Consider the following 23,385-nt stretch of genomic DNA (forward strand, 5'->3'; position numbering starts at 1 on the left):
TAAAGAAGATGTTCAAAGCAGCACATAAAAAGTTGACAGTAAGCTTCCATCCGCGCGGTTCTAGTTTTAAGAGAAATTCTCATAACCTCTTTATTTACAAGAACCATCTTTAAAAAGCCACCGCTCTCTTCCTCTGAACCTATTTGAACAGTCTATCTAAAGCCAAACATAAAAAACATTTCAACATGACGTCCATAAAAAAGACCTCATGCTAAAAATAAAAAATGGTTTCAATACAGAAAACCACATTTTCACAATCGCTCTATTGATTTTACTATCTTTTCCAAGCATACTAATTTTATACATGTAAACGACATAAAATTAGTATTGCTCAGAAAAATACATATTGGCATTAAACAATGCTATCACAACAAAAAAACGTAGTCAACCTTTTTTTGATTTGATTATTAAGTAACCCTTTTTCTTTACAACCACTTCTACGTCCTCAAATAAAGACTCTAATTTAGCAATCGCAGACGGGGCGCCTTGCTTTTTTTGAATAACTATCCAAAGTTCCCCATTGGGCATCAAATGATCCCATGCTTTCTCCAATATTTCATGAACCACTTTCTTCCCCGCACGAATTGGCGGATTAGAAAGTATAGCTGCATAGTTGGTCGATGTGACATTTTCATAGATATTACTTATAAAAACAGAAACATTTTCCACTTTGTTTACCGCAGCGTTTTCTTTTGCCAACTCTACCGCTCTTTCATTCACATCAACCATATGAACTTCCCGGTCCGGAAAACCTTTAGCGATCGATAAACCAATCGGGCCATACCCGCACCCAACATCTAAAATACACCCTTCTACTTCTGGCAATTCGAATGCATCGATTAGAACTCTTGAACCAAAATCCACTTCTTTCTTAGAAAAAACTCCAGTATCTGTTGTAAAAGAAAATTGGTGCCCTTTTAAATCAAAGCTCCATTGCTGACGATTACTTTCCACAGAAGGTTTGTTTGTATAATAATGATTTGTCATACTTAGTCTCCTTATCCGAAAAGCAAAATGCTTTTGCTGATCAACAACTCAACTCCAACCCTTCACTAGCATCCTTGAAAAAAACAGTAAACCCAGAAAAGCGCAAGCGCCTTGACCAGCCCCGACATGCATAAAGCAAGATGGCTAGAACTGGAGCTATACACCGATCAAACTAACTTTCTTATGTTGAAAAAAAGCCCGCTAACACGTAGCGAGCTTTTCTTACAAGAGTCTGTAATTACTTAACTTCTACAGAAGCTCCAACTTCTTCAAGTTTAGCTTTGATTTCTTCAGCTTCTTCTTTAGCAACGCCTTCTTTAAGAGCTTTAGGAGCGTTATCTACAACTTCTTTAGCTTCTTTAAGACCAAGGCCAGTGATTTCACGTACTACTTTGATAACCTTGATTTTTTGACCACCAGCGTTAGCTAGGATTACGTCAAATTCAGTTTGCTCAGCAGCAGCTTCAGCAGCTCCGCCACCAGCTACAGCTACAGGAGCAGCAGCAGTTACACCAAATTCTTCTTCGATTGCTTTTACTAGGTCGTTTAGTTCTAAAACAGTCATATTCTTAACCGCTTCAATGATTTGTTCGTGTGTCATTGTTAATTTCCTCCTTAATAATGTTTGAGTTTTATTGTTTTGTTACTAACTTGCAAGTGTTAAATTATGCACCTTGCTCTTCTTTTTGCTCTGCAACTGCTTTTGTAACAAGAGCGAAGTTGCGCATTGGAGCTTGAAGTACGCTAAGCAACATAGAAAGTAAACCTTCGCGTGATGGAAGTTCAGCAAGAGCTTTCACTTCTTCAACCGTTGCAACGTTTCCTTCGATGACACCAGCTTTGATTTCTAATGCTTCGTGTTTTTTCGCGAAGTCATTAAGGATCTTAGCAGGAGCTACTACATCTTCAGTAGAGAACGCAACTGCGTTGGGTCCTGTTAATGCATCATTAAGTCCGTTGATTTCAGCAACCTCTGCCGCACGGCGCGTTAAAGAGTTTTTGTAAACCTTGAACTCAACACCTGCTTCACGAAGTTGCTTACGAAGTTCTGTTACTTCTGCTACGTTTAGTCCACGGTAGTCAACTACGATTGTAGATACAGACGCTTTGAACTTGTCAGCGATTTCTCCAACAGCTTGTTTCTTTAATTCAACTGCTTTGCTCATCGTTACACCTCCTAAAAAGTTGGTTACCACTTATACCGATCGGTGTACATAAGGAATGCCCCCACGCAGGTGGAGGCATAAATTTTATCGTTTAAAAGCGTCAATCGCTTTTTATCGTAAAAATTCACACCTCGGTAGGAAATTAAGCCCTAAAGGCACCTACTGTCTTCGGTACAAACAATATCATTTTATAAACACAACGATTATTATAACCGTGTTGTCATCTTGTGTCAATATGCTAGTTTTTTACAAATTAAAAAGTAGAAGCGTCTACTTTCACACCAGGTCCCATTGTAGAAGTAACAGCAATGTTCTTCATGAATGTACCTTTTGCTGCAGCAGGTTTCGCTTTTAGTAGAGTCTCATGAATCGTAGCGAAGTTCTCAACAAGTTTTGTATCTTCAAAAGAGATTTTACCGATTGGAACATGGATGTTACCAGACTTATCAAGGCGGTATTCAACTTTACCAGCTTTGATTTCGTTAACAGCCTTCGTTACGTCAAATGTTACTGTACCAGTTTTAGGGTTTGGCATTAAACCTTTAGGACCTAATACGCGTCCAAGTTTACCAACTTCACCCATCATGTCAGGAGTAGCAACGATTACATCAAAATCGAACCAACCTTGGTTGATTTTCGCAATCATGTCTGCATCTCCAACGTAGTCAGCTCCAGCAGCTTCCGCTTCTTTCGCTTTTTCACCTTTAGCAAAAACAAGAACTTTTTGCGTTTTACCAGTTCCATGAGGAAGCACTACTGCTCCACGGATTTGCTGGTCGTTTTTACGAGGGTCAACACCAAGGCGGAATGCAACTTCCACAGTAGCGTCAAACTTCGCAGTGTTTGTTTTCTTTACTAATTCGATAGCTTCGTTAACAGCGTAAACCGTTTGACGGTCTACAAGTTTCGCAGCTTCGATGTACTTTTTACCTCTTTTAGCCATTTTAAACGTCCTCCTTATGTGGTTTTAGCGGAATAACCTCCCACGAATAAAGGTTGCGAATCGCCTCAAAAGCAAATCCGCAACCCAAAACAGCAGTTAAATCAAAAGCGATGGGATTAGTCTTCGATAACGATACCCATGCTACGAGCAGTACCTTCAACCATGCGCATTGCAGCTTCGACGCTAGCAGCGTTAAGGTCTGGCATTTTCGTTTCCGCAATCTCGCGTACTTTATCACGCTTAACTGTTGCAACTTTATTACGATTTGGTTCACCAGAACCAGACTCGATTCCAGCTGCTTTTTTAAGTAAAACTGCAGCAGGTGGAGTTTTCGTAATAAATGTAAATGAACGGTCTTCGAATACCGTAATTTCAACAGGGATAATTAATCCAGCTTGATCTGCTGTACGAGCGTTAAACTCTTTACAGAAACCCATAATGTTAACACCTGCTTGACCTAGTGCTGGTCCAACTGGTGGTGCTGGGTTAGCTTTCGCTGCTGGAATTTGTAGCTTTACCAATTTAATTACTTTTTTAGCCACGAGACACACCTCCTTAAGTCCGTGATGTGGTATCTGGGATTACTCCCTCCCACTCAACTCATTCTTTATTATATATATAAAGAATATATTTGTATTAATAGCCTCTTAGAAAGAGACATACTGACCTTTGAAATAATACCACTTTTACAATACTATTTCAAGTTTTTTTACATTATAATTTTTCGATCTGTGTAAAATCAAGCTCTACAGGGGTTTCTCGACCGAACATATTCACAAGCACTTTAACTTTTTGTTTGTCTTTATCAAGCTCTACAATATGACCAGTAAAGTTCGCAAAAGGACCTTCTGTCACTTTAACAGATTCTTTTAAATCGAAGTCTACTTCCACTTGTTTTTCCATCATACCCATTCTCTTAAGGATAAACGCAATTTCGTCATCCAATAGAGGAGTTGGTTTAGATCCTGATCCACTGGACCCTACAAACCCAGTTACTCCAGGAGTATTACGGACGACGTACCAAGAATCGTCTGTCATTACGATTTCAACTAACACGTACCCAGGGAATACTTTTTTCTTTGTTACTTTCTTTTTACCGTTTTTGATATCGGTTTCTTCTTCTTCAGGAACAACTACGCGGAAGATTTTGTCTTGCATCCCCATTGATTCTACTCTTTTTTCTAAGTTCGCTTTTACCTTATTCTCATATCCGGAATAAGTATGAACGACGTACCAGTTTTTTTCCATCCTCAAGGACTACTGTCCGTCCCTCCCTATCATAATCAATTTGTTATAGAAAAATATGTTTTTATATTTGCAGCCTGTTCATTTCTGATTCAGGTGTGACGATTCTAGCTTTACCGCTTCCTGCTGCAGGAGTCTTACACCATGAGAGAAATCTCTTACGTCCGTGAAACTTCAAAACTCTTTTTTCCAAATGAAAAAACCCGTTGAACGGGCTTTTGTCAGAAAGTAATATTCACATTATACCATGATATATCATTACTTATTCAAGGGTAAAAAGAATAAGTTTGAAATATTATTTAATTACAGCACGCAATAACTCGGAAATACCTAAGTCTACGATCCAGAAAAACACTGCTACAATCGCTACAGTTGTAATTACTGTAATTGTATAACGCGTCAACTCTTTGCGTTTAGGCCAGCTAACTTTTTTCATTTCACGAGATACATCACGTAAAAAACCAGTCAAACGTTGCATTCAAGTAACCTCCAACCCCAGAAATACTGATCTATTTTGTCTCCCGATGAACGGTATGGGCATTACAAACCTTACAAAACTTCTTTATCTCTAAACGCTCACCACTTTGCGATTTCCCTTTAACTGTCGAATAGTTACGGGAAGAACACAGAGCGCAAGCAAGTGCTACCTTTGTTTGCACGTATTACACCACCTAAAGCATAGATGTCCATAAAAATGTAACATAGGTGTAACAATTAGTCAATGTCAAGTAAAATGCCATTTCTTTCTTAAATCTAAGGGAATCAAAGGGTAATTTCTCTTAGCTCTAAATACCGCTCTAACTTCCGTTTGACCCGTTGAAGGGCATTGTCAATGGATTTCACATGCCGGTTTAAATCTTCTGAAATTTCCTGATACGAACGGCCATCCAGATAAAGAGCCAGCACTTTTCTTTCCAAATCACTTAATAGTTCTCCCATCTTCACTTCAATATCATCAAATTCTTCTTGATTAATAATCAGTTCTTCTGGGTCCATCACTTTTGCCCCTGAAATAACATCCATGAGCGTACGGTCCGATTCTTCGTCGTAAATAGGCTTGTCCAGTGATACATACGAATTGAGTGGAATATGCTTTTGCCTTGTTGCGGTTTTAATGGCGGTAATAATCTGTCGGGTAATACAGAGCTCAGCAAACGCTTTAAATGAGGTTAGCTTGTCCTCTTTAAAGTCACGGATTGCTTTATACAGCCCAATCATTCCCTCTTGTACGATATCTTCGCGATCAGCACCTATGAGAAAGTAAGATCTAGCTTTAGCGCGCACAAAATTTTTATACTTATTTATCAAATAATCCAGCGCTTCGCTATCACCTATATGCACAAGTTCCACCATCTGTTCGTCTTCCATAAGCTCTAATGTCCTGTTGGCATTTCTTGGATCGCTCACTATCACACCTATCCCTCCGGCTGAATCAGTAGATAGAAATATTATACAGTAGGCGTAAATTCATCGTCAACCACTCATCGCTGTCCTCGGCGCCATTTTTCGAAAATTGCAGAAATTTCATTATCAAGTTGAATGCGTTTAGATGGCTTTTCATTCGTGAATTTTGTGACCCGCTTTTTAATTCTTTCCTCGATGGCATCAGATTCATTTAACAGTTCACGAGCAGATTTCCTCAGCGCTCCTTGGCCAAAAATAGCCCACTGCTCCGTAAAGTCCGATGTAGCAACATGGATTTGTGTACGTCTATCATTCAAACTGATGGCAAGCTTTTCTATCCGTTCATCTGCTGTTTCGTTTTCCCTTGTATAAATAACATCCACTCGATGGTTTTTATACTTTGTTTCAACTCCTTGGGAAAGATGTGCATCAAAAATGATCATGACCTTGTATCCTGTATAAGCCTGATATTCAGCCATCTTGGAAATAAGGATGTCCCTGGCCAAGGCGAGATCCTGATCCTTCAGTTTTCTCAAGCTTGGCCATGCTCCAATGATGTTGTATCCATCCACCAATAAAATGTCCATCCTATTTTACTCTCCAGCTGGCAGTCTTTTTCTGAAAACCTCGTACATTAATAGACTGGCAGCAACCGATGCGTTTAAAGACGTTACTTTTCCTACCATTGGTAAAGAAACGAGAAAATCACATTTCTCTCTCAATAGCCTTGCCATTCCTTTTCCTTCACTCCCAATGATGAGCCCAATTGGCAAGGAACCGTCCATATTTCGGTAATCTACTTTTCCTTTGGCATCTGTACCAAAAATCCATATTCCTCTTTCCTTTAGCTCGTCCACTGTTCTGGCAAGATTAGTCACCCGTACTACCGGGATATGTTCGATAGCTCCCGTCGAAGCCTTTGCAACGGTTGCTGTTAGACCTACCGCCCGCCTTTTGGGGATTATGATTCCATGTGCCCCAACAGCGTCTGCCGTCCTCATAATGGAACCTAGATTATGAGGATCTTCTATTTCATCTAAAATCAAAAAGAATGGGTCTTCTTTGCGCTTCTCTGCTAATTGGAATAGATCATCTATTTCTGCATAATCATAAGCGGCAACAGAAGCCACCACCCCTTGGTGATTTCCTTCTACCATTTGATCTATTTTTTTTCTCGGCACAAATTGCACAAGTACATTTGCTTCTTTCGCCATGGCTATCACTTGTTGGATAGAGCCCTTTTGACCACCTTCCGCAATCCATAGCTTATTGATTTCACGATTTGATTTGAGCGCCTCCAATACAGGATTTCGGCCCATGATAAACTCTTTTGTCATAACCCTTCACCTCTTTCATCCACCAGTTTTATACAGGTAAAGACGATTTCTTCCATTCGTTCGATGTTCTCACTCAAGTATAAGTATCCGACTAATGCTTCAAACGCTGTAGAATACCGATATGTCTGTACATCCGTATTTTTCGGGACAGTACCTGATTTGGCATTTCTTCCACGGCGAATAATCGCTTGCTCCTCATCACTGAAAAAGCCTTTGTCCAACAGCTGGTGCAGCAAGTATGCCTGCGATTTTGCAGACACATAGTTGGTTGCTGCACGATGTAACTGATTAGGACGGATTTTGCCTGATTTCAACAAGTGATGGCGGACATAACCTTCTAACACCGCATCACCCATATAGGCAAGTGCCAGACTGTTCAATTGCTTTACATCCAATTTCTTTGTCATAGCTGGTATTAGCCTCTTTTCCAACGTGTTCCTTGTGCCGTATCTTCCAAAATTATATTTTTCGCTTTTAATTCATCTCTAATTTGATCTGCCTTTGCAAAATCACGATTTTTACGTGCATCAATGCGATCTTGAATTAACTGATCAATTTCCTCATCCAAAAGCTCTTCTTCTGCGTTCAACAAAACGCCAATAATGGCAAACAGTTCCTCAAACTGTGTGATGAATGCTTCTAGTATCTTTTTCGATGTGTTCTTTTCATTTAAGTAATGATTTGCCTGCTTCGCCATTTCAAAAAGAACCGAAATCGCATTTGCGGTATGAAAATCATCATCCATCACTTTCACAAATTCATCCTTGAAAGCATCTACTTTATCCAACCACTCTTGTTCCACTTCTGCTAGGTCCGCTGTGTTTTCCAGGCGGTGCTTCAAATTGGAGTAGGAGGTACGTAAACGGTCCAACCCATTTTTCGTGTTTTGTAAAAGCTCTTCACTATAATTAATTGGATGGCGATAGTGTACAGATAGCATGAAAAACCTCAGAAGTTGTGGATCATGCTTTTGGAGAATGTCATGTACTAACACAAAATTCCCAAGAGATTTAGACATTTTTTCATTATCGATATTGATATACCCGTTATGAAGCCAGTACTTAGCAAAAGTCTTACCTGTCAATGCTTCGGATTGTGCGATTTCATTTTCGTGGTGAGGAAAGGATAAGTCCTGCCCTCCAGCATGAATGTCAATCGTATCCCCTAAGTATTTTCTTGCCATCGCGGAGCATTCTATATGCCAACCTGGTCTTCCTTCTCCCCATGGGCTGCTCCAGGAAATTTCTCCTTCTTTAGCTGCTTTCCATAAAACAAAGTCCAAAGCGTCCTGCTTTTTCTCTCCTACTTCTATCCGTGTTCCAAGCTGTAAATCCTCAATAGGTTGGTGGGATAGCTTGCCGTATTCTTTAAATTCCTTTGTACGGAAATATACATCTCCACCTGATTCGTAAGCATAATCCTTTTCTATCAATGCCTCAACAAACTCAATAATGATATCCATATTTTCCGTGACCCTTGGATGAACATCTGCTTTTTTGCATCCAAGAGCGGAAACATCCTCATGGTAGGCAGCAATGAAGCGTTCTGCAATGGTAGGAACATCTTCCCCGAGTTGATTTGCAGCTTTAATTAATTTATCATCCACGTCTGTGAAATTGGACACATATTTGACATCATAGCCTCTATACTCTAAATACCTTCTCACTGTATCAAATACAATTGGTGGCCTTGCATTACCAATATGAATATAGTTATATACGGTCGGTCCGCATACATACATTTTCACTTTTCCTTCTTCTAGCGGAACGAACTTCTCCTTCGTTCGAGTTAACGTATTATAAAGATGAATCGCCATCTGCTTTCTTCCTCTCTTTTAAAAGTACCAATTCAGCTTGAAGCTTTGCGATCTGCTTCTCTAAAGCAGCAAATCTATCTCCTGTAGGGTCAGGTAAATCATGATGATCTAGGTCCCTCTTTTTCACTTTCACTCCGTCCTGAATAACAATCTTTCCGGGTATTCCTACGACGGTCGAATTGGCAGGAACGTCCTTCAATACGACAGAACCAGCACCAACCTTAGAATTCTCTCCAATAGTTATCGATCCTAATACTTTAGCTCCAGTCGCAATAAGGGCATTATCCAATATAGTAGGATGCCGTTTACCTTTTTCTTTCCCGGTCCCCCCAAGTGTCACTCCTTGAAATACCGTTACATTATTACCTATTTCACAGGTTTCCCCGATTACTACTCCCATACCATGGTCAATAAAGAAGCGGCGACCAATTTTAGCTCCTGGATGAATCTCAATTCCCGTAAAAAAACGGCTTACTTGAGAAATGATCCTGGCGATAAAGAACATGTTGCGTTTAAAAAAGGCATGAGCAATCCGATGAGCCCATATTGCATGAAGGCCAGAGTACGTTAAAATAACTTCTAAATAACTTCTTGCAGCTGGATCTTGTTCAAACACAACATCTATATCTTCTTTAATGGTTCGGAACATAAACCGCTCCTCCCTTCTCTTTTGTGCATCGCGCCATATCCCTTTCAAACTGTTGTTATCCGCTTTCCGTCTCGCTTTCCACCTGCTTATGTTTTTATCACCCGATAGAGTTTACGCTCGCAAAAAAAGAAGCGTCTCCGTGTCCAAGACACAGAGACGCTTCCGGCGCGGTTCCACTCTGTTTGGATGATTATAAATCTTTTCATCCCTACTTTTCCTCATAACGGGAGGTAGCCGCTGGTGCATACTTGGCAAATGCCGTTCGGCAACAGACTCTGAGGTGCATTTCAAAGAAATCATCACTGAATTGCTCGCAGCCTATGGCAATTCTCTCTGGAAAGGATGTGTTTCTTTTACTCTCCTCTTCAACATTCACTATCTGAAATTATATGAATCGATTATTTGGTAGTTCTATCATATTACGCTTTATTAAAAATGTTAACCAATTAGCTTAGACAACCTTGCAAGTACTGTCTCTTTTCCAAGCAAATGGAGAGATTGCGGCAAGTCACGACCATGTGTTTGTCCAGTGGTTGCAACACGAATAGGCATAAATAACTTCTTCCCTTTATGACCTGTTTCTTTCTGTACTGACTTCGTAGCAGCTTTTATCGTATCTACTGTGAAGTCTTCGGACGCTTCCAATGAACGGTAAAAAGAAGATAACACCTCTACTACTTGTTCTTCTTCTAAAACAGCTTTCGCTTCTTCATCATACTCAATATCTGTTTTAAAGAACATCTCTGTTAGCTCTACAATCTCTGCTCCATAGCTCATTTGTTCTTGATAAAGTGCGATTAATTCTTTTGCCCATTCTTTTTGTTCTGCTGACATATCTTCTGATAAGCGGCCAGCTTTTACAAGATGCGGCAACGAGATTTCCACCAGTTTTTCCAAGTCTAATGTCTTCAAATACTGGTTGTTCATCCACTTTAATTTATTCGTATCAAAAACAGCTGGAGATTTGGACAGACGATCTGTATCAAAGATTTCAATGAATTCTTCTTTGGAGAACACTTCTTCTTCTCCAACAGGCGACCATCCAAGTAGTGCGATATAGTTAAACAGTGTTTCAGGAAGGTATCCAAGTTGTTCATATTGCTCAATAAACTGAATAATAGACTCGTCGCGTTTACTTAATTTCTTACGATTTTCATTGACAATTAAAGTCATATGCCCGAAAACGGGAACTTTCCAATCAAATGCATCAAAAATCATAATCTGTTTTGGTGTGTTTGATATATGATCGTCTCCACGAAGCACGTGGGAGATTTGCATGGAATGATCGTCGACTGCCACTGCAAAATTATACGTAGGCGTTCCGTCCTTTTTCACAATAACAAAGTCTCCAATACCGTCTGTTTCAAAGGTAACGTCTCCTTTTACCATGTCAGTAAATGTAATTTCATTACCCTCTGGTACACGAAAACGGATACTTGGTTGTCTGCCTTCTTCTTCAAACGCGGTTTGCTCTTCTGAAGTAAGGTTGCGGTGCTTTCCGGAATAACGAGGGTTTTCCCCTTTTGCTATTTGCTCTTCACGCTCAGCCTCTAGCTCCTCTTCCGTACAATAACACTTATAGGCAAGCCCTTTTTCCAAAAGCTCCTGATAGTATTTTGCATAAATGTCATTTCGTTCGGACTGGCGGTATGGACCGTACTCCCCTCCTACATCTACACTCTCATCCCAATCCATGCCAAGCCATTTTAAATATTTAAGCTGGCTCTCTTCTCCACCAGCAATATTACGCTTCGTATCCGTATCTTCAACGCGGATAATGAATTGACCATTTTGACTGCGAGCAAAAAGGTAGTTAAATAATGCGGTTCTAGCATTTCCTATATGTAAGTGCCCAGTTGGACTTGGGGCATATCGTACACGAACTGTCATGATGGTACCTCCGTTTTCGCCGGGAAAATGCCTCGGCGGTTTTTCAAAAATTCCTTGCACTATTTTAACATAAAAATGGCAGGACGTATCTTAGATTATAGCCAAATACCTAAATAATATTTTCAAGTATACTTAGGATTGTCTATTTTTTTATCAATAAAACAGCTGCTTGAGCCGCGATTCCTTCTTCTCTACCAGTAAAGCCCAACTTTTCTGTGGTCGTTGCTTTCACATTAACTTGCTCTATATCCGCTTCCAGCAATTCTGCAATTCTTGCACGCATTGGCTCAATATGAGGGGCCATTTTTGGTTTTTGGGCAATGATCGTGCAATCGACATTCCCAAGTACATACCCTTTTTCTTTTACTATTGCCCAGACCTGCTGCATTAAAACGGCAGAATCAGCATTTTTAAAAGCTGGATCTGTATCGGGAAAGTGCTTTCCAATGTCTCCTTCACCGATGGCTCCTAAACACGCATCTGAAATGGTATGTAATAGTACATCCGCATCTGAATGGCCGAGCAATCCTTTATCATAAGGAATGGTGACTCCTCCTATTATTAAAGGTCGCCCTTCTGAAAATTGGTGCACGTCAAACCCTTGTCCGATTCGAAACATGATGTCCGCTCCTTTATATTTTAGCTGTTTTCGCAAACTTTGTTGCTTTCATGAATTTTAGAAATTACTCGTAATAAACGTTACTATCTTTTCCTGCATTTAGTTTAATGTAAAGGCAGGTTTTCAAGCAACTTTCCATTAAGTTTTTAGCAACAATCTTTTAGAAAAGAGCCTTTATTTTTGTAAAATAGCTTTTGCTAGTATTAAATCTTCTGGTGTCGTCAGTTTTATATTTTCATAATCACCTTCCACCATTTTAACAGGAACGGAAATCCGCTCCACAAGACTTGCTTCATCGGTTCCTTGGTAACCCGTCTTTCTCGCCTCTTCATGAGCATTCATCAAAATGTCAAAGCGAAAAGCTTGGGGAGTTTGGACAGACCATAAACTGGAACGCTCTACCGTTTCTTCTACCAATTGGTCATGACCCACTTTCTTGATTGTATCTTTTACGGGAACTCCAACAATCGCCGCTCCTTCTTTTGCTGCTGCATCAACAAGGCGGTGAATAACCGAGTTAGAAACAAACGGCCTTGCACCATCATGAACAAGGACAATCCCTTTAGTGTCAGTAGCTATGAGTCCATTATACACACTGTCTTGCCGTTCTTTTCCACCAAAAACGATTTCTTTTACCTTTTTTAATGGATAAACGGTAAGTAGCTTGTGGAAAATGTCGGATTCTTTTTCATTAATCACGAGCTTGATTTCCTGGCAGTGAGGATCTTTTTCAAAAACAGACAAAGTATGAATAATGACTGGTTTCCCCTCAAGTTCGATAAACTGCTTGTTTATCCCAGCCTTCATACGCTTTCCTTGTCCTGCAGCTAGAACGATTACATGGTAATTCATTTTTTTACTCTCCCGTTTAATAAATAATTTTGCTGAAATAACTTCAACCCTCTTAAAAAATAAGAGGGTAGTGTGTTATTACAAAAATATAATCATTTAAAGTTTGAACTTCAACGCCTAGTCCCTCGAGGTCTCGTCAGGGCTGGTCAGTCGCTTCCGTTTTTCTATTTGTCTAGCTCTAGGCGCCAACGACATCAAACTTCCCTCGCCTCCTTACGATAAGGCAACATCGAATCACTATCGTTCTTCGTGATTTCTTTATCTCATACGGCGATGTCCAGTTTGTACTTCGCTGAACGGGCGCCTTCCGCTTTTCTATTATAATGCTGCCCGTTCTAGTTGTTTAGGCTTGGCAAAAATCATTCGTCCAGCAGAGGTTTGGAGAACACTTGTAACAAGTACCTGAATATGTTTTCCAATATAATCCCGGCCTTCTTCGACGACTATCATCGTTCCGTCATCTAAGTATGCCACCCCTTGGTTCTGCTCTTTCCCGTCTTTAATGACTTGGACGGTCAATTCTTCACCGGGAAGAACTACCGGTTTGACTGCGTTCGCAAGGTCATTGATATTTAACACTTCCACGTTTTGCAGTTCACATACTTTATTTAAATTGAAATCATTTGTTACGACTACACCTGAAGTTAGCTTGGCTAATTTAACAAGCTTGCTATCCACTTCTTGTACATCTTCAAAGTTACCTTCGTAAATATCTACCTTGATAGCCAATTCCTTTTGAATTCGGTTGAGAATATCCAACCCACGTCTTCCTCTGTTGCGTTTCAACACATCAGATGAATCAGCAATGTGCTGAAGCTCTTCTAATACGAAGCGCGGAATGACGATAGTCCCTTCTAGGAAGCCTGTCTGACAAATATCAGCGACACGGCCGTCAATTATGACACTCGTATCCAAGATTTTGAGTTTTTTAGAGGAGAGATCGATGTCTTCTTCCTCTATCGTTTTCTTTTTACCAAACTTTGAGGAAATAGAAAATAAATTCACCAGCTCATCGCGTTTTTTAAATCCTACCTGGAAACCAAGATAACCTAATAGAATAGTAATAAAAATAGGGAAAATGGCACTGACAAATGGAATTCTTTCTAAAGGGATGACAGCCAAATAGGCAACGATTAATCCAAAAATTAGACCTAAACTACCGAATAATACATCTGTAACCGGTGCTTTTACCAGTGATTCCTCTATCCATTTAATAAACCCGACTACATAATCCACTAACCAAAAAGTAAGGATGAAAAATATTATTGCTCCTAGAATTGCAACTGTAAAAGGCATAGTAAGAAAAGAAATGTGTCCTAGATTTAAGATGGAAAACAGTTCAGGAATGAATAATATCCCAAGCGTCCCACCAAGTATTAAAAAGAATAATTGAACCATACGCCTTAACATTGCCTCACCTCCCTTTATACATTATAAACAGTTTCCATTAAATAAAACGTCGAAAAAGCTAATAATTTACATTTATTCCGGTTATATCACAAAAATGATTACATTTGGCGGTCAATTAAGTGCTGATCCTGAATACGTTTTAAACCCTCTTTTATCTTTCTCGCCCTAACCTCACCAATTCCATCAACTTCATCCAATTCTTCTACTGTTGCAAGGACAATATGTTTTAAATTGTGGAAACGACATACAAGGTTTTCGATAACAAGCGGCGGTAATCTCGGGATTTTGTGTAATACCCGATATCCGCGTGGAAGAATGATTTCATCGGGATTCATAAATCCAGAATACCCAAGCATTTTAAGAATAACCGAATCATCCAATAGATCTGTATTGGCAAGGTCCTGCAATTTTCTTAAACTCGTAAAAGCATCCATATCTTTATCCACACAATAATCTTTTATGAGGAGGATGGCCTCTTCCTCTATGTGGGCAAGAAGCTCCGTCATTTGAAGTCGAATCAGCCTGCCTTCAGTTCCGAGTTCATTGATATAGCTGATTATTTCGTTTTTAATTCTTAATACCATTTCTATACGATGGATAACCTGTAAAAGTTCCGCAAGTGAGACTTGTTCTTCAAATTCTAAAGCTCCAAGATTCGTAATACCTTGGTCAAGTACCGTTTTATATTTTTCTAGTGTCTGTATTGCTTGATTTGCTTTTGTAAAAATAACACCGATATCCCTTAGTGCATAACGGAAATCTCCTTTATAGAGGGTAATGACATTACGTCGTTGGGAAATGGCTATGACCAGACAACCAGTTTGTTTGGCCACTCTTTCTGCTGTTCGGTGTCTCATTCCGGTTTCTGTAGAGATAATAGTAGAGTTTGGTGTCAGTTGGGCATTAGCATATAGTATCTTAGTACCCTTTTCATTCAAAATAATAGCCCCGTCCATTTTAGCTAGCTCATAAACATACGCCGGACTAAAAGAGCAATTGATAGAAAAGCCTCCATCGACAATTTCTTTCACTTTATCATTGAAACCAATAACAACGAGCCCACCCGTTTGGGATCGAAGGATGTTATTTATCCCCTCCCTAATGGGAGTACCAGGAGCTATAAACTGCAGCGTTTCTGCCATTATTTTTTCCTTTTGACGGTTTTCTTCCATCTCTATCCCCCTAGAGTATATTGAAGAGCCTGGTCTATGGTAGCTACACCAATGACACTAATTCCTGCTGGAGCGGTCCATCCTCCTAAGTTTTTGGCTGGAATAATCACCCGTTTGAAACCAAGCTTTGCCGCTTCCTGCACTCTTTGTTCAATTCTTGAAACTCTTCTTATTTCTCCTGTTAAGCCTACTTCTCCAATGACAACATCGGTTGCTTCAGAACTTACGTTTCGGAAACTAGATGCAATGCTGACAGCGACTGCCAAGTCAATGGCTGGTTCATCTAGCTTAACGCCACCAGCAACCTTCAGGTAAGCATCTTGGTTCTGTAAAAGCAATCCGACACGCTTCTCTAAAACGGCCATAATTAATGACACTCTGTTATGGTCTATTCCTGTGGCCATTCTTCTCGGGTTTCCATAGCCAGTAGGAGATATCAACGCTTGAATTTCCACAAGCACTGGACGGGTTCCCTCCATCGAGGCAACGACAGTGGAGCCAGCTGCCCCTTGAGATCGTTCTTCCAAAAATATCTCCGAAGGATTCTTAACTTCTGTTAATCCCTCTTCTTTCATTTCAAAAATACCTATTTCGTTTGTGGAACCAAATCTATTTTTTACGGAACGCAATATTCGATACGTATGATGCCGTTCTCCTTCAAAATATAATACAGTATCAACCATATGCTCCAAAAGACGTGGCCCTGCTATGGAACCTTCTTTCGTCACATGCCCGACGATAAATACGGCAATATTTTTCGTCTTTGCAATCCGCATAAGCTCTGCGGTACATTCCCTTACTTGTGATACACTTCCTGGTGCAGATGTAACAGCGGGATGATAGACGGTTTGGATAGAATCTACGACTAACAGTGTTGGCGCAATATCCTCCACAGCTTTTGCTACAAGCTCAAAGTCTGTTTCAGATAACACAAACAACTCATCAGCCTGCACACCTAGTCTATCCGCTCTAAGCTTTGTTTGTTGAACAGATTCTTCCCCAGATATGTAAAGAACACGATGTTTTTTCAACGCTAACTGACAACACACCTGAAGTAACAAGGTCGATTTACCGATTCCAGGGTCTCCACCGATAAGTACAAGAGAACCTTGAACAAGCCCTCCACCAAGAACCCGGTTGCACTCCTCCATATCGGTATGGATTCTCGTTTCATTCAATTTCTCCACTTTTGTAATGGACTCTGCTTTTCTTACAAGGGTAGAAGAGGATGTTGTAAAACCACCTCGCCTCGGTGTTCTTGACTCTTCCATTTCTTCCACCATCGTATTCCACTCATGACAGCCAGGACATTTCCCCATCCATTTAGGGGACTCATAACCGCATTCCTTACACATAAACTTTGTTTTTCTCTTTGCCATCCAAATTTCCTCTCTTTAGTAAGTGGATGTTTTCTATGAAAATTTCCGGCTTTCTTCCACCAATTATTTTATTCCATTAGATTCTTTATTTAGAACAAGAAGTCTCATAAAATACCATTGTTTTCCTTATATTAATCATACATTATTTGCTGTAGGTTATACCAATTTAAACCCTTGGTAAATATAAGAAAGGAGGGAAACCTGAATGAATCTGGCTTTCCTCCACTTCTTATTTAGACTGTACAAAAATCATGGTTTTTATTTTACTTTTTCAACAGAACCGCCGACAATGAATTCACCGTCTGCTACATCGAGAATGATTTTTTTACCTTTTTCAATATTTCCGCGTAGAAGTTCTTCAGAAAGTTTATCTTCCACATGCTTCTGGATGGCACGGCGTAATGGTCTTGCTCCATATTCCGGATCATAGCCCTCTTCGGAAATTTTCTCTTTTGCCGCTTCTGTCAATTCGAGGTCAATTTCCTGCTCTTTTAAGCGGGTCGTCAATTGATCTGACAGTAACGTAACAATTTCTTTCAAATGTTTTTTCTCAAGAGAATGGAACACAATCATTTCATCTACACGGTTGAGGAACTCAGGACGGAATGCTTTTTTCAGCTCTTCCATTACTTTTCCTTTCATATCTTTATAATTTTGATTTTCATCCTGAACGTTAAAGCCTACGTACTTATTACGTTTTAACGCATCCGCTCCAACGTTGGACGTCATAATGACAAGCGTATTGCGGAAATCAACCGTACGTCCCTTCGAATCTGTTAAACGGCCATCCTCCAATACTTGTAGCAGGATATTAAATACATCCGGATGCGCTTTTTCTATTTCATCTAAAAGAATGACAGAGTAAGGCTTACGACGAACTTTTTCTGTTAATTGACCACCTTCATCATAGCCGACATATCCCGGAGGCGAACCTACCAATCTAGAGGTTGAATGTTTTTCCATGTATTCAGACATATCGATTCGAATCATCGCATCTTCATCCCCGAAGATGGATTCTGCCAACGCTCTAGCTAGTTCTGTTTTACCTACCCCTGTTGGACCAAGGAAGATGAACGAGCCAATCGGACGTTTTGGATCCTTTAAGCCTGCACGCGCACGGCGTACCGCTTTTGAAACTGCTTTCACCGCTTCATCCTGTCCAATGACACGAGAATGCAAGAGAGATTCCATATTTAACAGTTTATCTGTTTCTGTTTGTGCAAGCTTAGATACAGGTATTCCTGTCCAACTGGATACGACCATCGCAATATCCTCGACTGTTACCTCCGTATTTTCCTGGCCCTGCTTTTCTTTCCATGTTTTTTTCGTTTCTTCCAGTTGTTCACGTAAGCGTTGTTCCGAATCTCTTAAAGAAGCCGCCTTTTCAAACTCCTGACTCTGTACTGCTGCATCTTTTTCATTGCGAACAGATTCCAGCTTCACTTCCAATTCCTTCAAATTAGGAGGAGTTGTAAAAGAACGGAGGCGGACTTTTGAACCTGCCTCATCAATTAAATCAATCGCTTTATCTGGCAAGAAGCGGTCCGAAATGTAGCGATCCGAGAGCTTCACGGCTTGCTCGATTGCTTCATCTGTAATGGAAACCCGATGATGAGCTTCATAGCGATCACGTAATCCCCGCAAAATTTGGATTGACTCCTCTGTATTTGGCTCATCGACCTGAATCGGTTGGAACCTGCGCTCTAACGCTGCATCTTTTTCAATATATTTACGATATTCATCAAGTGTAGTGGCACCAATACATTGTAGCTCCCCTCGTGCAAGGGATGGCTTCAAAATGTTTGATGCATCAATCGCACCTTCTGCCCCACCTGCTCCAATCAGCGTGTGCAGTTCATCAATGAAAAGAATGATATTACCAGCCTGACGAATTTCATCCATGACTTTTTTGAGACGGTCTTCGAATTCACCACGATATTTTGTACCCGCTACTACTGTTCCCATATCAAGGGTCATCACACGCTTATCACGCAGTATTTCCGGAACCTCGTTGTTGACAATTTGTTGCGCAAGGCCTTCTGCTATTGCTGTTTTCCCAACCCCTGGTTCACCAATTAATACTGGGTTATTTTTTGTTCTTCTACTCAGCACTTCAATTACACGCTGAATTTCCTTACTTCGTCCGATTACTGGGTCAAGGCTTCCTTCTCTTGCCACCGCAGTTAGATCTCTTGCAAGACTATCTAGGGTTGGCGTATTAACATTATTAGAAGCCCCTCCTTGATGTCCTCCGGAAGATTCATTACTGCCTAGGAGCTGAAGTACTTGTTGACGTGCTTTATTCAGGCTTACCCCTAAATTATTCAAGACACGTGCTGCTACTCCTTCTCCTTCACGAATTAACCCAAGTAAAATATGTTCTGTACCAACATAGGAGTGACCAAGTTTACGAGCTTCATCCATCGATAACTCAATTACTTTTTTTGCTCTCGGTGTATAGTGCGGAATAGATTGTCCGCTGTCTTGCCCACGACCAATCAAGTTTTCTACTTCTTTTTGAATTTTCTCAGGTCCCAGCCCAAGCGCTATTAACGCCTTTGCCGCAATGCCTTCCCCTTCACGGACCAAACCAAGCAGGATATGCTCTGTTCCAATATTATTATGGCTTAGGCGCAATGCCTCTTCTTGAGCAAGTGCAAGTACTTTCTGTGCTCTTTCTGTAAATCGACCAAACATCATATCCAAACGCCTCCCGAATAATTTATTTCTTTAAACGCATTCTTTCCCGAATTAAGCTAGCTCTGCGAATATCTCTTTCATTTGGCTTTAAAGGACCTCCTGCATATTGCTGTAGAAATCCTGGTTGAGTCAAAATCATCAATTCATTCAATATGGAATTTGAAATATCTTTAATGTATCCAAGATCAATCCCCAGCCGGACATCTGATAAACACTTGGCAGCTTCCTTTGTTTCCATTACCCTGCTGTAAGCCAATAAACCATAGGATCGAAATATCCTATCTTCCAATTGGATGTTGGATGTTTTTTCTAAAGCTTCTCGTGCAGAACGCTCTTGGGCAATAAGTTGTTGAACCACACTAAGGAGATCCTGAACAATATCCTCTTCTGATTTTCCTAGTGTCAACTGATTGGAAATTTGAAAAATATTTCCTAATGCTTCGCTACCCTCCCCATAAATCCCTCTAACTACTAATCCCAATTGATTGATAGCTGGAATAATTCTGTTCATTTGTTGGGTCAAAACCAACGCTGGTAAATGCATCATTACCGATGCTCTCAGTCCTGTACCAACATTAGTTGGACAACTTGTTAAGTATCCATGCTTTTCATCAAACGCATAATCAACCTTACTTTCCATCCAATCATCAAGCGTATTAGCTACTTCTAGGGCTTCATTAAGCTGAAGACCAGGAAACAAGCATTGAATACGAATATGATCCTCTTCATTTATCATAATACTCACTTCCTCATTAGGTGATAACAAACATGCACCAAATGCGGAATCTTCAGCCAGTTGTGGACTTATTAGATGCTTTTCAACAAGCACCCTTTTCTCCAGATTGTTTAATTCCTCCATTACAAGGAATTCCAATTCACCAAGTTCATGAAAGGACTTTCCTCCAAAATGCTGTCTCACTATATCCACAACACTTTGCGCTTCCTCGTTGCTGGCTAGTGTCGGAAATTTCATTTTTTCCAAATTCCTCGCAAGTCTTACCCTACTGCTCAACACAATATCGGATGCAGGACCTTCTTGTTTCATCCAAGAACTGACTGCATTTTTTAAAAAGTGTTCAAGAGACATTTATTGCTCCCCCTCTCTTTTTTCACTTAACCGCTTTTCCAACTCTCTAATTCTATCTCTAGTATTCGCCGCGCTTTCAAATTCTTCTTGTTGGATTAATTCTTGCAATTCCTGTTTCAGCGACTCAATCTCTTTACGAACATGCATACTTCCGCCAATCCTTTTTGGAATTTTCCCTCCATGCATAGTGTTTCCACTATGCAATCTTTTCAAAATAGGATTAATCTTGTCGGAAAAAGTATCATAACACTCGAAGCACCCAAACCTACCTACCTTCGTAAATTGTTGAAATGTCATCTTACACCGTTCACATTGCAAGACCTTTCGTGGTTCCAAATCCTCTTGTTTCGGATTTGGCATTGCCTGTTCCGTATTTAATAATCCAGCAATCAGATTATTAATAGAAAATCCTGAGCCGCCTGTGAACATCGCCATACTACCCTTTTCTTGTGCACAGTGCTCACATATATGAATTTCTGATTTCTCACCATTTATTATCTTCGTAAAATGCAAGGTTGCCGGACGTTCATTACATTCCTGACACACCATATAAGCTCCCCCCTACCTGTACTTCAATGTCGTTAGCATAGCCACAAGCATTCTAGCCCGCAATTCATCCCGTTCAGGCAATCCCAAATATAAGACGGAACGATCCATGACACTTACCATAATTTTTGCTTCCCGTGTTGAAATGACCTTCTCCTCCACCAAGCGTACAATGACATCCTCTGCACTTGCCTGAGAGATTCTTGTATCAATTAACTCAATTATTTGATCTATCATCTGCAAGTGATCATGGGGCTTAATTTTAATTATCCTGATATAGCCCCCTCCACCACGTTTACTTTCAACCAAATATCCACGTTCCATCGTAAACCTAGTATTAATCACATAATTTATCTGAGAAGGCACACATTCAAACCTATCCGCAATTTCACTCCGTTTAATTTCGGCAGCATTCTCCCTACTCTGCTCCAGTACCTGCTTCAAATATTGTTCAATTACATCAGATATGTTCCTCATGCAATCCCCCCATTCTGACCTTGACTATCTTTGACTATAAATAAAATATATAAGAGTCAGCAAAAAAATTCAACTAGAAGCCTTCGCTAAAAAATGCCAAGAAAACAGAGACTGCTTTTTTATGTAAATTAATCATGTGAACTTTCATTCTCTCATAATCAGAATTCCACTTTTCCCCTCAGCCTAAACGTAGATTATTGAAATGGTTTGCTTTTCTCGCTTTTGTCTTTGAATTTCTCCCTACATATGCATGAGCGCGTATTGATATGAAAAATAGAGTAGTATGAACATGTGGATTTTAGAAAGATTCGGGAGGAAATAGATTTGTTGTGATTAAGAGGGAGGTCTGTCATCAAGTATATATGCTGCTGAAGAAGGAGAAGTTGTAGTTTTTACCGTGCAAAAGAGGAAGTCCTCGGTTCACATAGGTTCTACAACTTCTACTAAGCGAAAAAAGTGAGGAAGTAAGGCATTTACTTTCGAAATGATAGTCCACTTTCCTTTAAAGCCAATCTTAGTTTTGGCAACGAAGCAGGTCCCATACCATGAAATTTTAAGACTTCCCTTTCACTCAATTGCGAGAGTTGTTGTAAAGTAGTTACTTCATTATGCTCCAAAGCACGTCTGGCAGGGCCACTTAGAAGTGAAAGTAATTCATTAATTGGTTTTCTTTCATTTTCACATTCCGGACAAGTAGGACAATCGCTACTTTTATAGTATTTGTGTCCTTTATCACAAGTCCTTAAGCTTTTTTCTGACGTCCCCATTTGCTACAACTCCCTTTCATGACCTTATTCCATATAATAGGCTCACGGACATGGTGTCTGCTTCTTTATAGAATCAATTATTGCTATTGTGATCATATCATATGTATTAGTGATTGTTTAGAAAGTCTTTTTAAAGAAGGTTGTATTTATTGTGTTTCCATTTTCCCGGTAAGTGTTGTCACCTTTTGTTCAGACTTTTTTTCGCAACTTTGTTTTTTTTTGCAAATTTGTATATGAGGGTTTGTACTTAATGCCTATTAATAAGCACTAGTACAGAAAAAAACCAGCGTTCATTGTACATAAGCACTGGTATGTTTTATTTGTATGGCAACGTCAGCAAAATGCTAATTTTTAGGAGGGTGATTTTTTATTATTTTTTGTTACTCCTTTTTGAATGATACGTATTTTCTTCCACGACTTGCTTACTTTTTATATCATTTATAGTAGTTAGTATTGGTAAAATGTATGGGGGGTGGGAGCTGTGATGGTCTTGTATGGGATGGTATAGGGATCACGAAGAAATTTTATAAATACATTCATTTTAGTCCTAATATATTGCCATTCCAGGCATTTTCTGGGTGATTCGGACAATTTCATCGTTCAATCGGACAAAGTACTTGTTAATTCGGACAAATTTTAGCTGTATATTGCTACTATCATGCTCATATCTTGTTTATCGCTCTCTGATTCGGACAAATCCAATCATTATTATTAGGACAATCCAACCCATATTTAGGACACAAATGGAAATATTTCGGTCAAACCGTAAATTCCCTTTTGTCTAGCCCACTCATTTTATCAATAACCTATTCTCTTCGCACACAAAAAACCAGCGCTATTTCATAAGCACTGGTTTTTCTCATTTGCCTGGCAACGTCCTACTCTCACAGGGGGACAGCCCCCAACTACCATCGGCGCTGAAGAGCTTAACTTCCGTGT

At 39.9% G+C, this 23,385-nt stretch carries 26 protein-coding genes, 1 rRNA gene and 2 other annotated features; all 27 genes read right to left on the reverse strand.

What is annotated here, in order from left to right:
• Positions 1-384: 384 nt before the first annotated feature.
• A complete protein-coding gene (locus LRP81_RS15045) occupies positions 385-987 on the reverse strand; it encodes a class I SAM-dependent methyltransferase (RefSeq protein ID WP_230502503.1) in 603 nt (200 codons plus the stop codon).
• A gap of 238 nt (positions 988-1,225) precedes the next feature.
• Positions 1,226-1,588: a 50S ribosomal protein L7/L12 gene (gene rplL / locus LRP81_RS15050; RefSeq protein ID WP_230502505.1), complete on the reverse strand. Its 363-nt coding sequence runs from the start codon at positions 1,586-1,588 to the stop codon at positions 1,226-1,228.
• Positions 1,589-1,652: 64 nt separating this feature from the next.
• On the reverse strand, positions 1,653-2,153 hold the full coding sequence (rplJ, locus tag LRP81_RS15055; RefSeq protein ID WP_230502507.1) for a 50S ribosomal protein L10: 501 nt from the start codon (positions 2,151-2,153) through the stop codon (positions 1,653-1,655).
• A gap of 40 nt (positions 2,154-2,193) precedes the next feature.
• Positions 2,194-2,343: a sequence feature (ribosomal protein L10 leader region), on the reverse strand.
• 63 nt (positions 2,344-2,406) lie between these two features.
• Positions 2,407-3,096 (reverse strand): 50S ribosomal protein L1, encoded by a 690-nt coding sequence (gene rplA / locus LRP81_RS15060; RefSeq protein WP_230502509.1) that lies wholly within the window; start codon positions 3,094-3,096, stop codon positions 2,407-2,409.
• 116 nt (positions 3,097-3,212) lie between these two features.
• Positions 3,213-3,638, reverse strand: coding sequence for a 50S ribosomal protein L11 (rplK, locus tag LRP81_RS15065; RefSeq protein ID WP_047972333.1), 426 nt, complete (start codon positions 3,636-3,638; stop codon positions 3,213-3,215).
• A 172-nt stretch (positions 3,639-3,810) separates the two neighbouring features.
• Entirely contained in the window at positions 3,811-4,344 is a 534-nt protein-coding gene (gene nusG / locus LRP81_RS15070) for a transcription termination/antitermination protein NusG (RefSeq protein WP_230502512.1), read from the reverse strand.
• Between the two features lie 61 nt (positions 4,345-4,405).
• Positions 4,406-4,534, reverse strand: coding sequence for a hypothetical protein (locus tag LRP81_RS23240; protein WP_263458255.1), 129 nt, complete (start codon positions 4,532-4,534; stop codon positions 4,406-4,408).
• Between the two features lie 102 nt (positions 4,535-4,636).
• Positions 4,637-4,819, reverse strand: a complete 183-nt coding sequence (gene secE, locus LRP81_RS15075; RefSeq protein WP_230502514.1) for a preprotein translocase subunit SecE — start codon at positions 4,817-4,819, stop codon at positions 4,637-4,639.
• A gap of 31 nt (positions 4,820-4,850) precedes the next feature.
• The gene (gene rpmG / locus LRP81_RS15080; protein WP_230502516.1) at positions 4,851-5,000 is read right to left on the reverse strand and encodes a 50S ribosomal protein L33; all 150 of its coding nucleotides are present in this window, start codon (positions 4,998-5,000) and stop codon (positions 4,851-4,853) included.
• Positions 5,001-5,103: 103 nt separating this feature from the next.
• Positions 5,104-5,760: an RNA polymerase sporulation sigma factor SigH gene (gene sigH, locus LRP81_RS15085; RefSeq protein ID WP_399207825.1), complete on the reverse strand. Its 657-nt coding sequence runs from the start codon at positions 5,758-5,760 to the stop codon at positions 5,104-5,106.
• Positions 5,761-5,822: 62 nt separating this feature from the next.
• The gene (locus LRP81_RS15090; RefSeq protein ID WP_230502518.1) at positions 5,823-6,332 is read right to left on the reverse strand and encodes an NYN domain-containing protein; all 510 of its coding nucleotides are present in this window, start codon (positions 6,330-6,332) and stop codon (positions 5,823-5,825) included.
• Between the two features lie 6 nt (positions 6,333-6,338).
• The gene (rlmB, locus tag LRP81_RS15095) at positions 6,339-7,082 is read right to left on the reverse strand and encodes a 23S rRNA (guanosine(2251)-2'-O)-methyltransferase RlmB (protein WP_230502519.1); all 744 of its coding nucleotides are present in this window, start codon (positions 7,080-7,082) and stop codon (positions 6,339-6,341) included.
• Complete coding sequence (locus LRP81_RS15100) at positions 7,079-7,489, reverse strand: Mini-ribonuclease 3 (RefSeq protein WP_230502521.1); 411 nt, start codon at positions 7,487-7,489, stop codon at positions 7,079-7,081. Before LRP81_RS15100 ends, rlmB begins: the two co-directional genes overlap by 4 nt.
• A gap of 8 nt (positions 7,490-7,497) precedes the next feature.
• On the reverse strand, positions 7,498-8,898 hold the full coding sequence (gene cysS / locus LRP81_RS15105; RefSeq protein ID WP_230502523.1) for a cysteine--tRNA ligase: 1,401 nt from the start codon (positions 8,896-8,898) through the stop codon (positions 7,498-7,500).
• A complete protein-coding gene (gene cysE / locus LRP81_RS15110; protein ID WP_230502554.1) occupies positions 8,879-9,586 on the reverse strand; it encodes a serine O-acetyltransferase in 708 nt (235 codons plus the stop codon). The genes cysS and cysE overlap by 20 nt, the downstream gene beginning before the upstream one ends.
• 110 nt (positions 9,587-9,696) lie before the next feature.
• Positions 9,697-9,925: a binding site (T-box leader), on the reverse strand.
• Positions 9,926-9,985: 60 nt separating this feature from the next.
• Positions 9,986-11,437, reverse strand: a complete 1,452-nt coding sequence (gene gltX / locus LRP81_RS15115) for a glutamate--tRNA ligase (protein ID WP_230502525.1) — start codon at positions 11,435-11,437, stop codon at positions 9,986-9,988.
• A 142-nt stretch (positions 11,438-11,579) separates the two neighbouring features.
• Entirely contained in the window at positions 11,580-12,056 is a 477-nt protein-coding gene (gene ispF / locus LRP81_RS15120; protein ID WP_230502527.1) for a 2-C-methyl-D-erythritol 2,4-cyclodiphosphate synthase, read from the reverse strand.
• Positions 12,057-12,230: 174 nt separating this feature from the next.
• Positions 12,231-12,908: a 2-C-methyl-D-erythritol 4-phosphate cytidylyltransferase gene (gene ispD, locus LRP81_RS15125; protein ID WP_230502529.1), complete on the reverse strand. Its 678-nt coding sequence runs from the start codon at positions 12,906-12,908 to the stop codon at positions 12,231-12,233.
• 318 nt (positions 12,909-13,226) lie between these two features.
• On the reverse strand, positions 13,227-14,318 hold the full coding sequence (locus tag LRP81_RS15130) for a PIN/TRAM domain-containing protein (RefSeq protein WP_230502531.1): 1,092 nt from the start codon (positions 14,316-14,318) through the stop codon (positions 13,227-13,229).
• Between the two features lie 98 nt (positions 14,319-14,416).
• A complete protein-coding gene (gene disA / locus LRP81_RS15135) occupies positions 14,417-15,490 on the reverse strand; it encodes a DNA integrity scanning diadenylate cyclase DisA (RefSeq protein ID WP_230502533.1) in 1,074 nt (357 codons plus the stop codon).
• Positions 15,491-15,492: 2 nt separating this feature from the next.
• Complete coding sequence (radA, locus tag LRP81_RS15140; RefSeq protein WP_230502535.1) at positions 15,493-16,869, reverse strand: DNA repair protein RadA; 1,377 nt, start codon at positions 16,867-16,869, stop codon at positions 15,493-15,495.
• 258 nt (positions 16,870-17,127) lie between these two features.
• Positions 17,128-19,569 (reverse strand): ATP-dependent protease ATP-binding subunit ClpC, encoded by a 2,442-nt coding sequence (clpC, locus tag LRP81_RS15145; protein ID WP_230502538.1) that lies wholly within the window; start codon positions 19,567-19,569, stop codon positions 17,128-17,130.
• Between the two features lie 22 nt (positions 19,570-19,591).
• A complete protein-coding gene (locus tag LRP81_RS15150) occupies positions 19,592-20,656 on the reverse strand; it encodes a protein arginine kinase (protein WP_230502540.1) in 1,065 nt (354 codons plus the stop codon).
• Positions 20,657-21,205: a UvrB/UvrC motif-containing protein gene (locus LRP81_RS15155; RefSeq protein ID WP_230502542.1), complete on the reverse strand. Its 549-nt coding sequence runs from the start codon at positions 21,203-21,205 to the stop codon at positions 20,657-20,659.
• Between the two features lie 12 nt (positions 21,206-21,217).
• Positions 21,218-21,679 (reverse strand): CtsR family transcriptional regulator, encoded by a 462-nt coding sequence (locus tag LRP81_RS15160; protein ID WP_230502544.1) that lies wholly within the window; start codon positions 21,677-21,679, stop codon positions 21,218-21,220.
• A gap of 473 nt (positions 21,680-22,152) precedes the next feature.
• A complete protein-coding gene (locus tag LRP81_RS15165; RefSeq protein ID WP_230502546.1) occupies positions 22,153-22,446 on the reverse strand; it encodes an RNA polymerase alpha subunit C-terminal domain-containing protein in 294 nt (97 codons plus the stop codon).
• Positions 22,447-23,311: 865 nt separating this feature from the next.
• Positions 23,312-23,385 (reverse strand): 5S ribosomal RNA (rrf, locus tag LRP81_RS23585); the annotation flags it as partial.

This window comes from Sutcliffiella rhizosphaerae (genome assembly GCF_917563925.1).
GTDB classification, from domain to species: Bacteria; Bacillota; Bacilli; order Bacillales; family Bacillaceae_I; genus Sutcliffiella_A; species Sutcliffiella_A rhizosphaerae.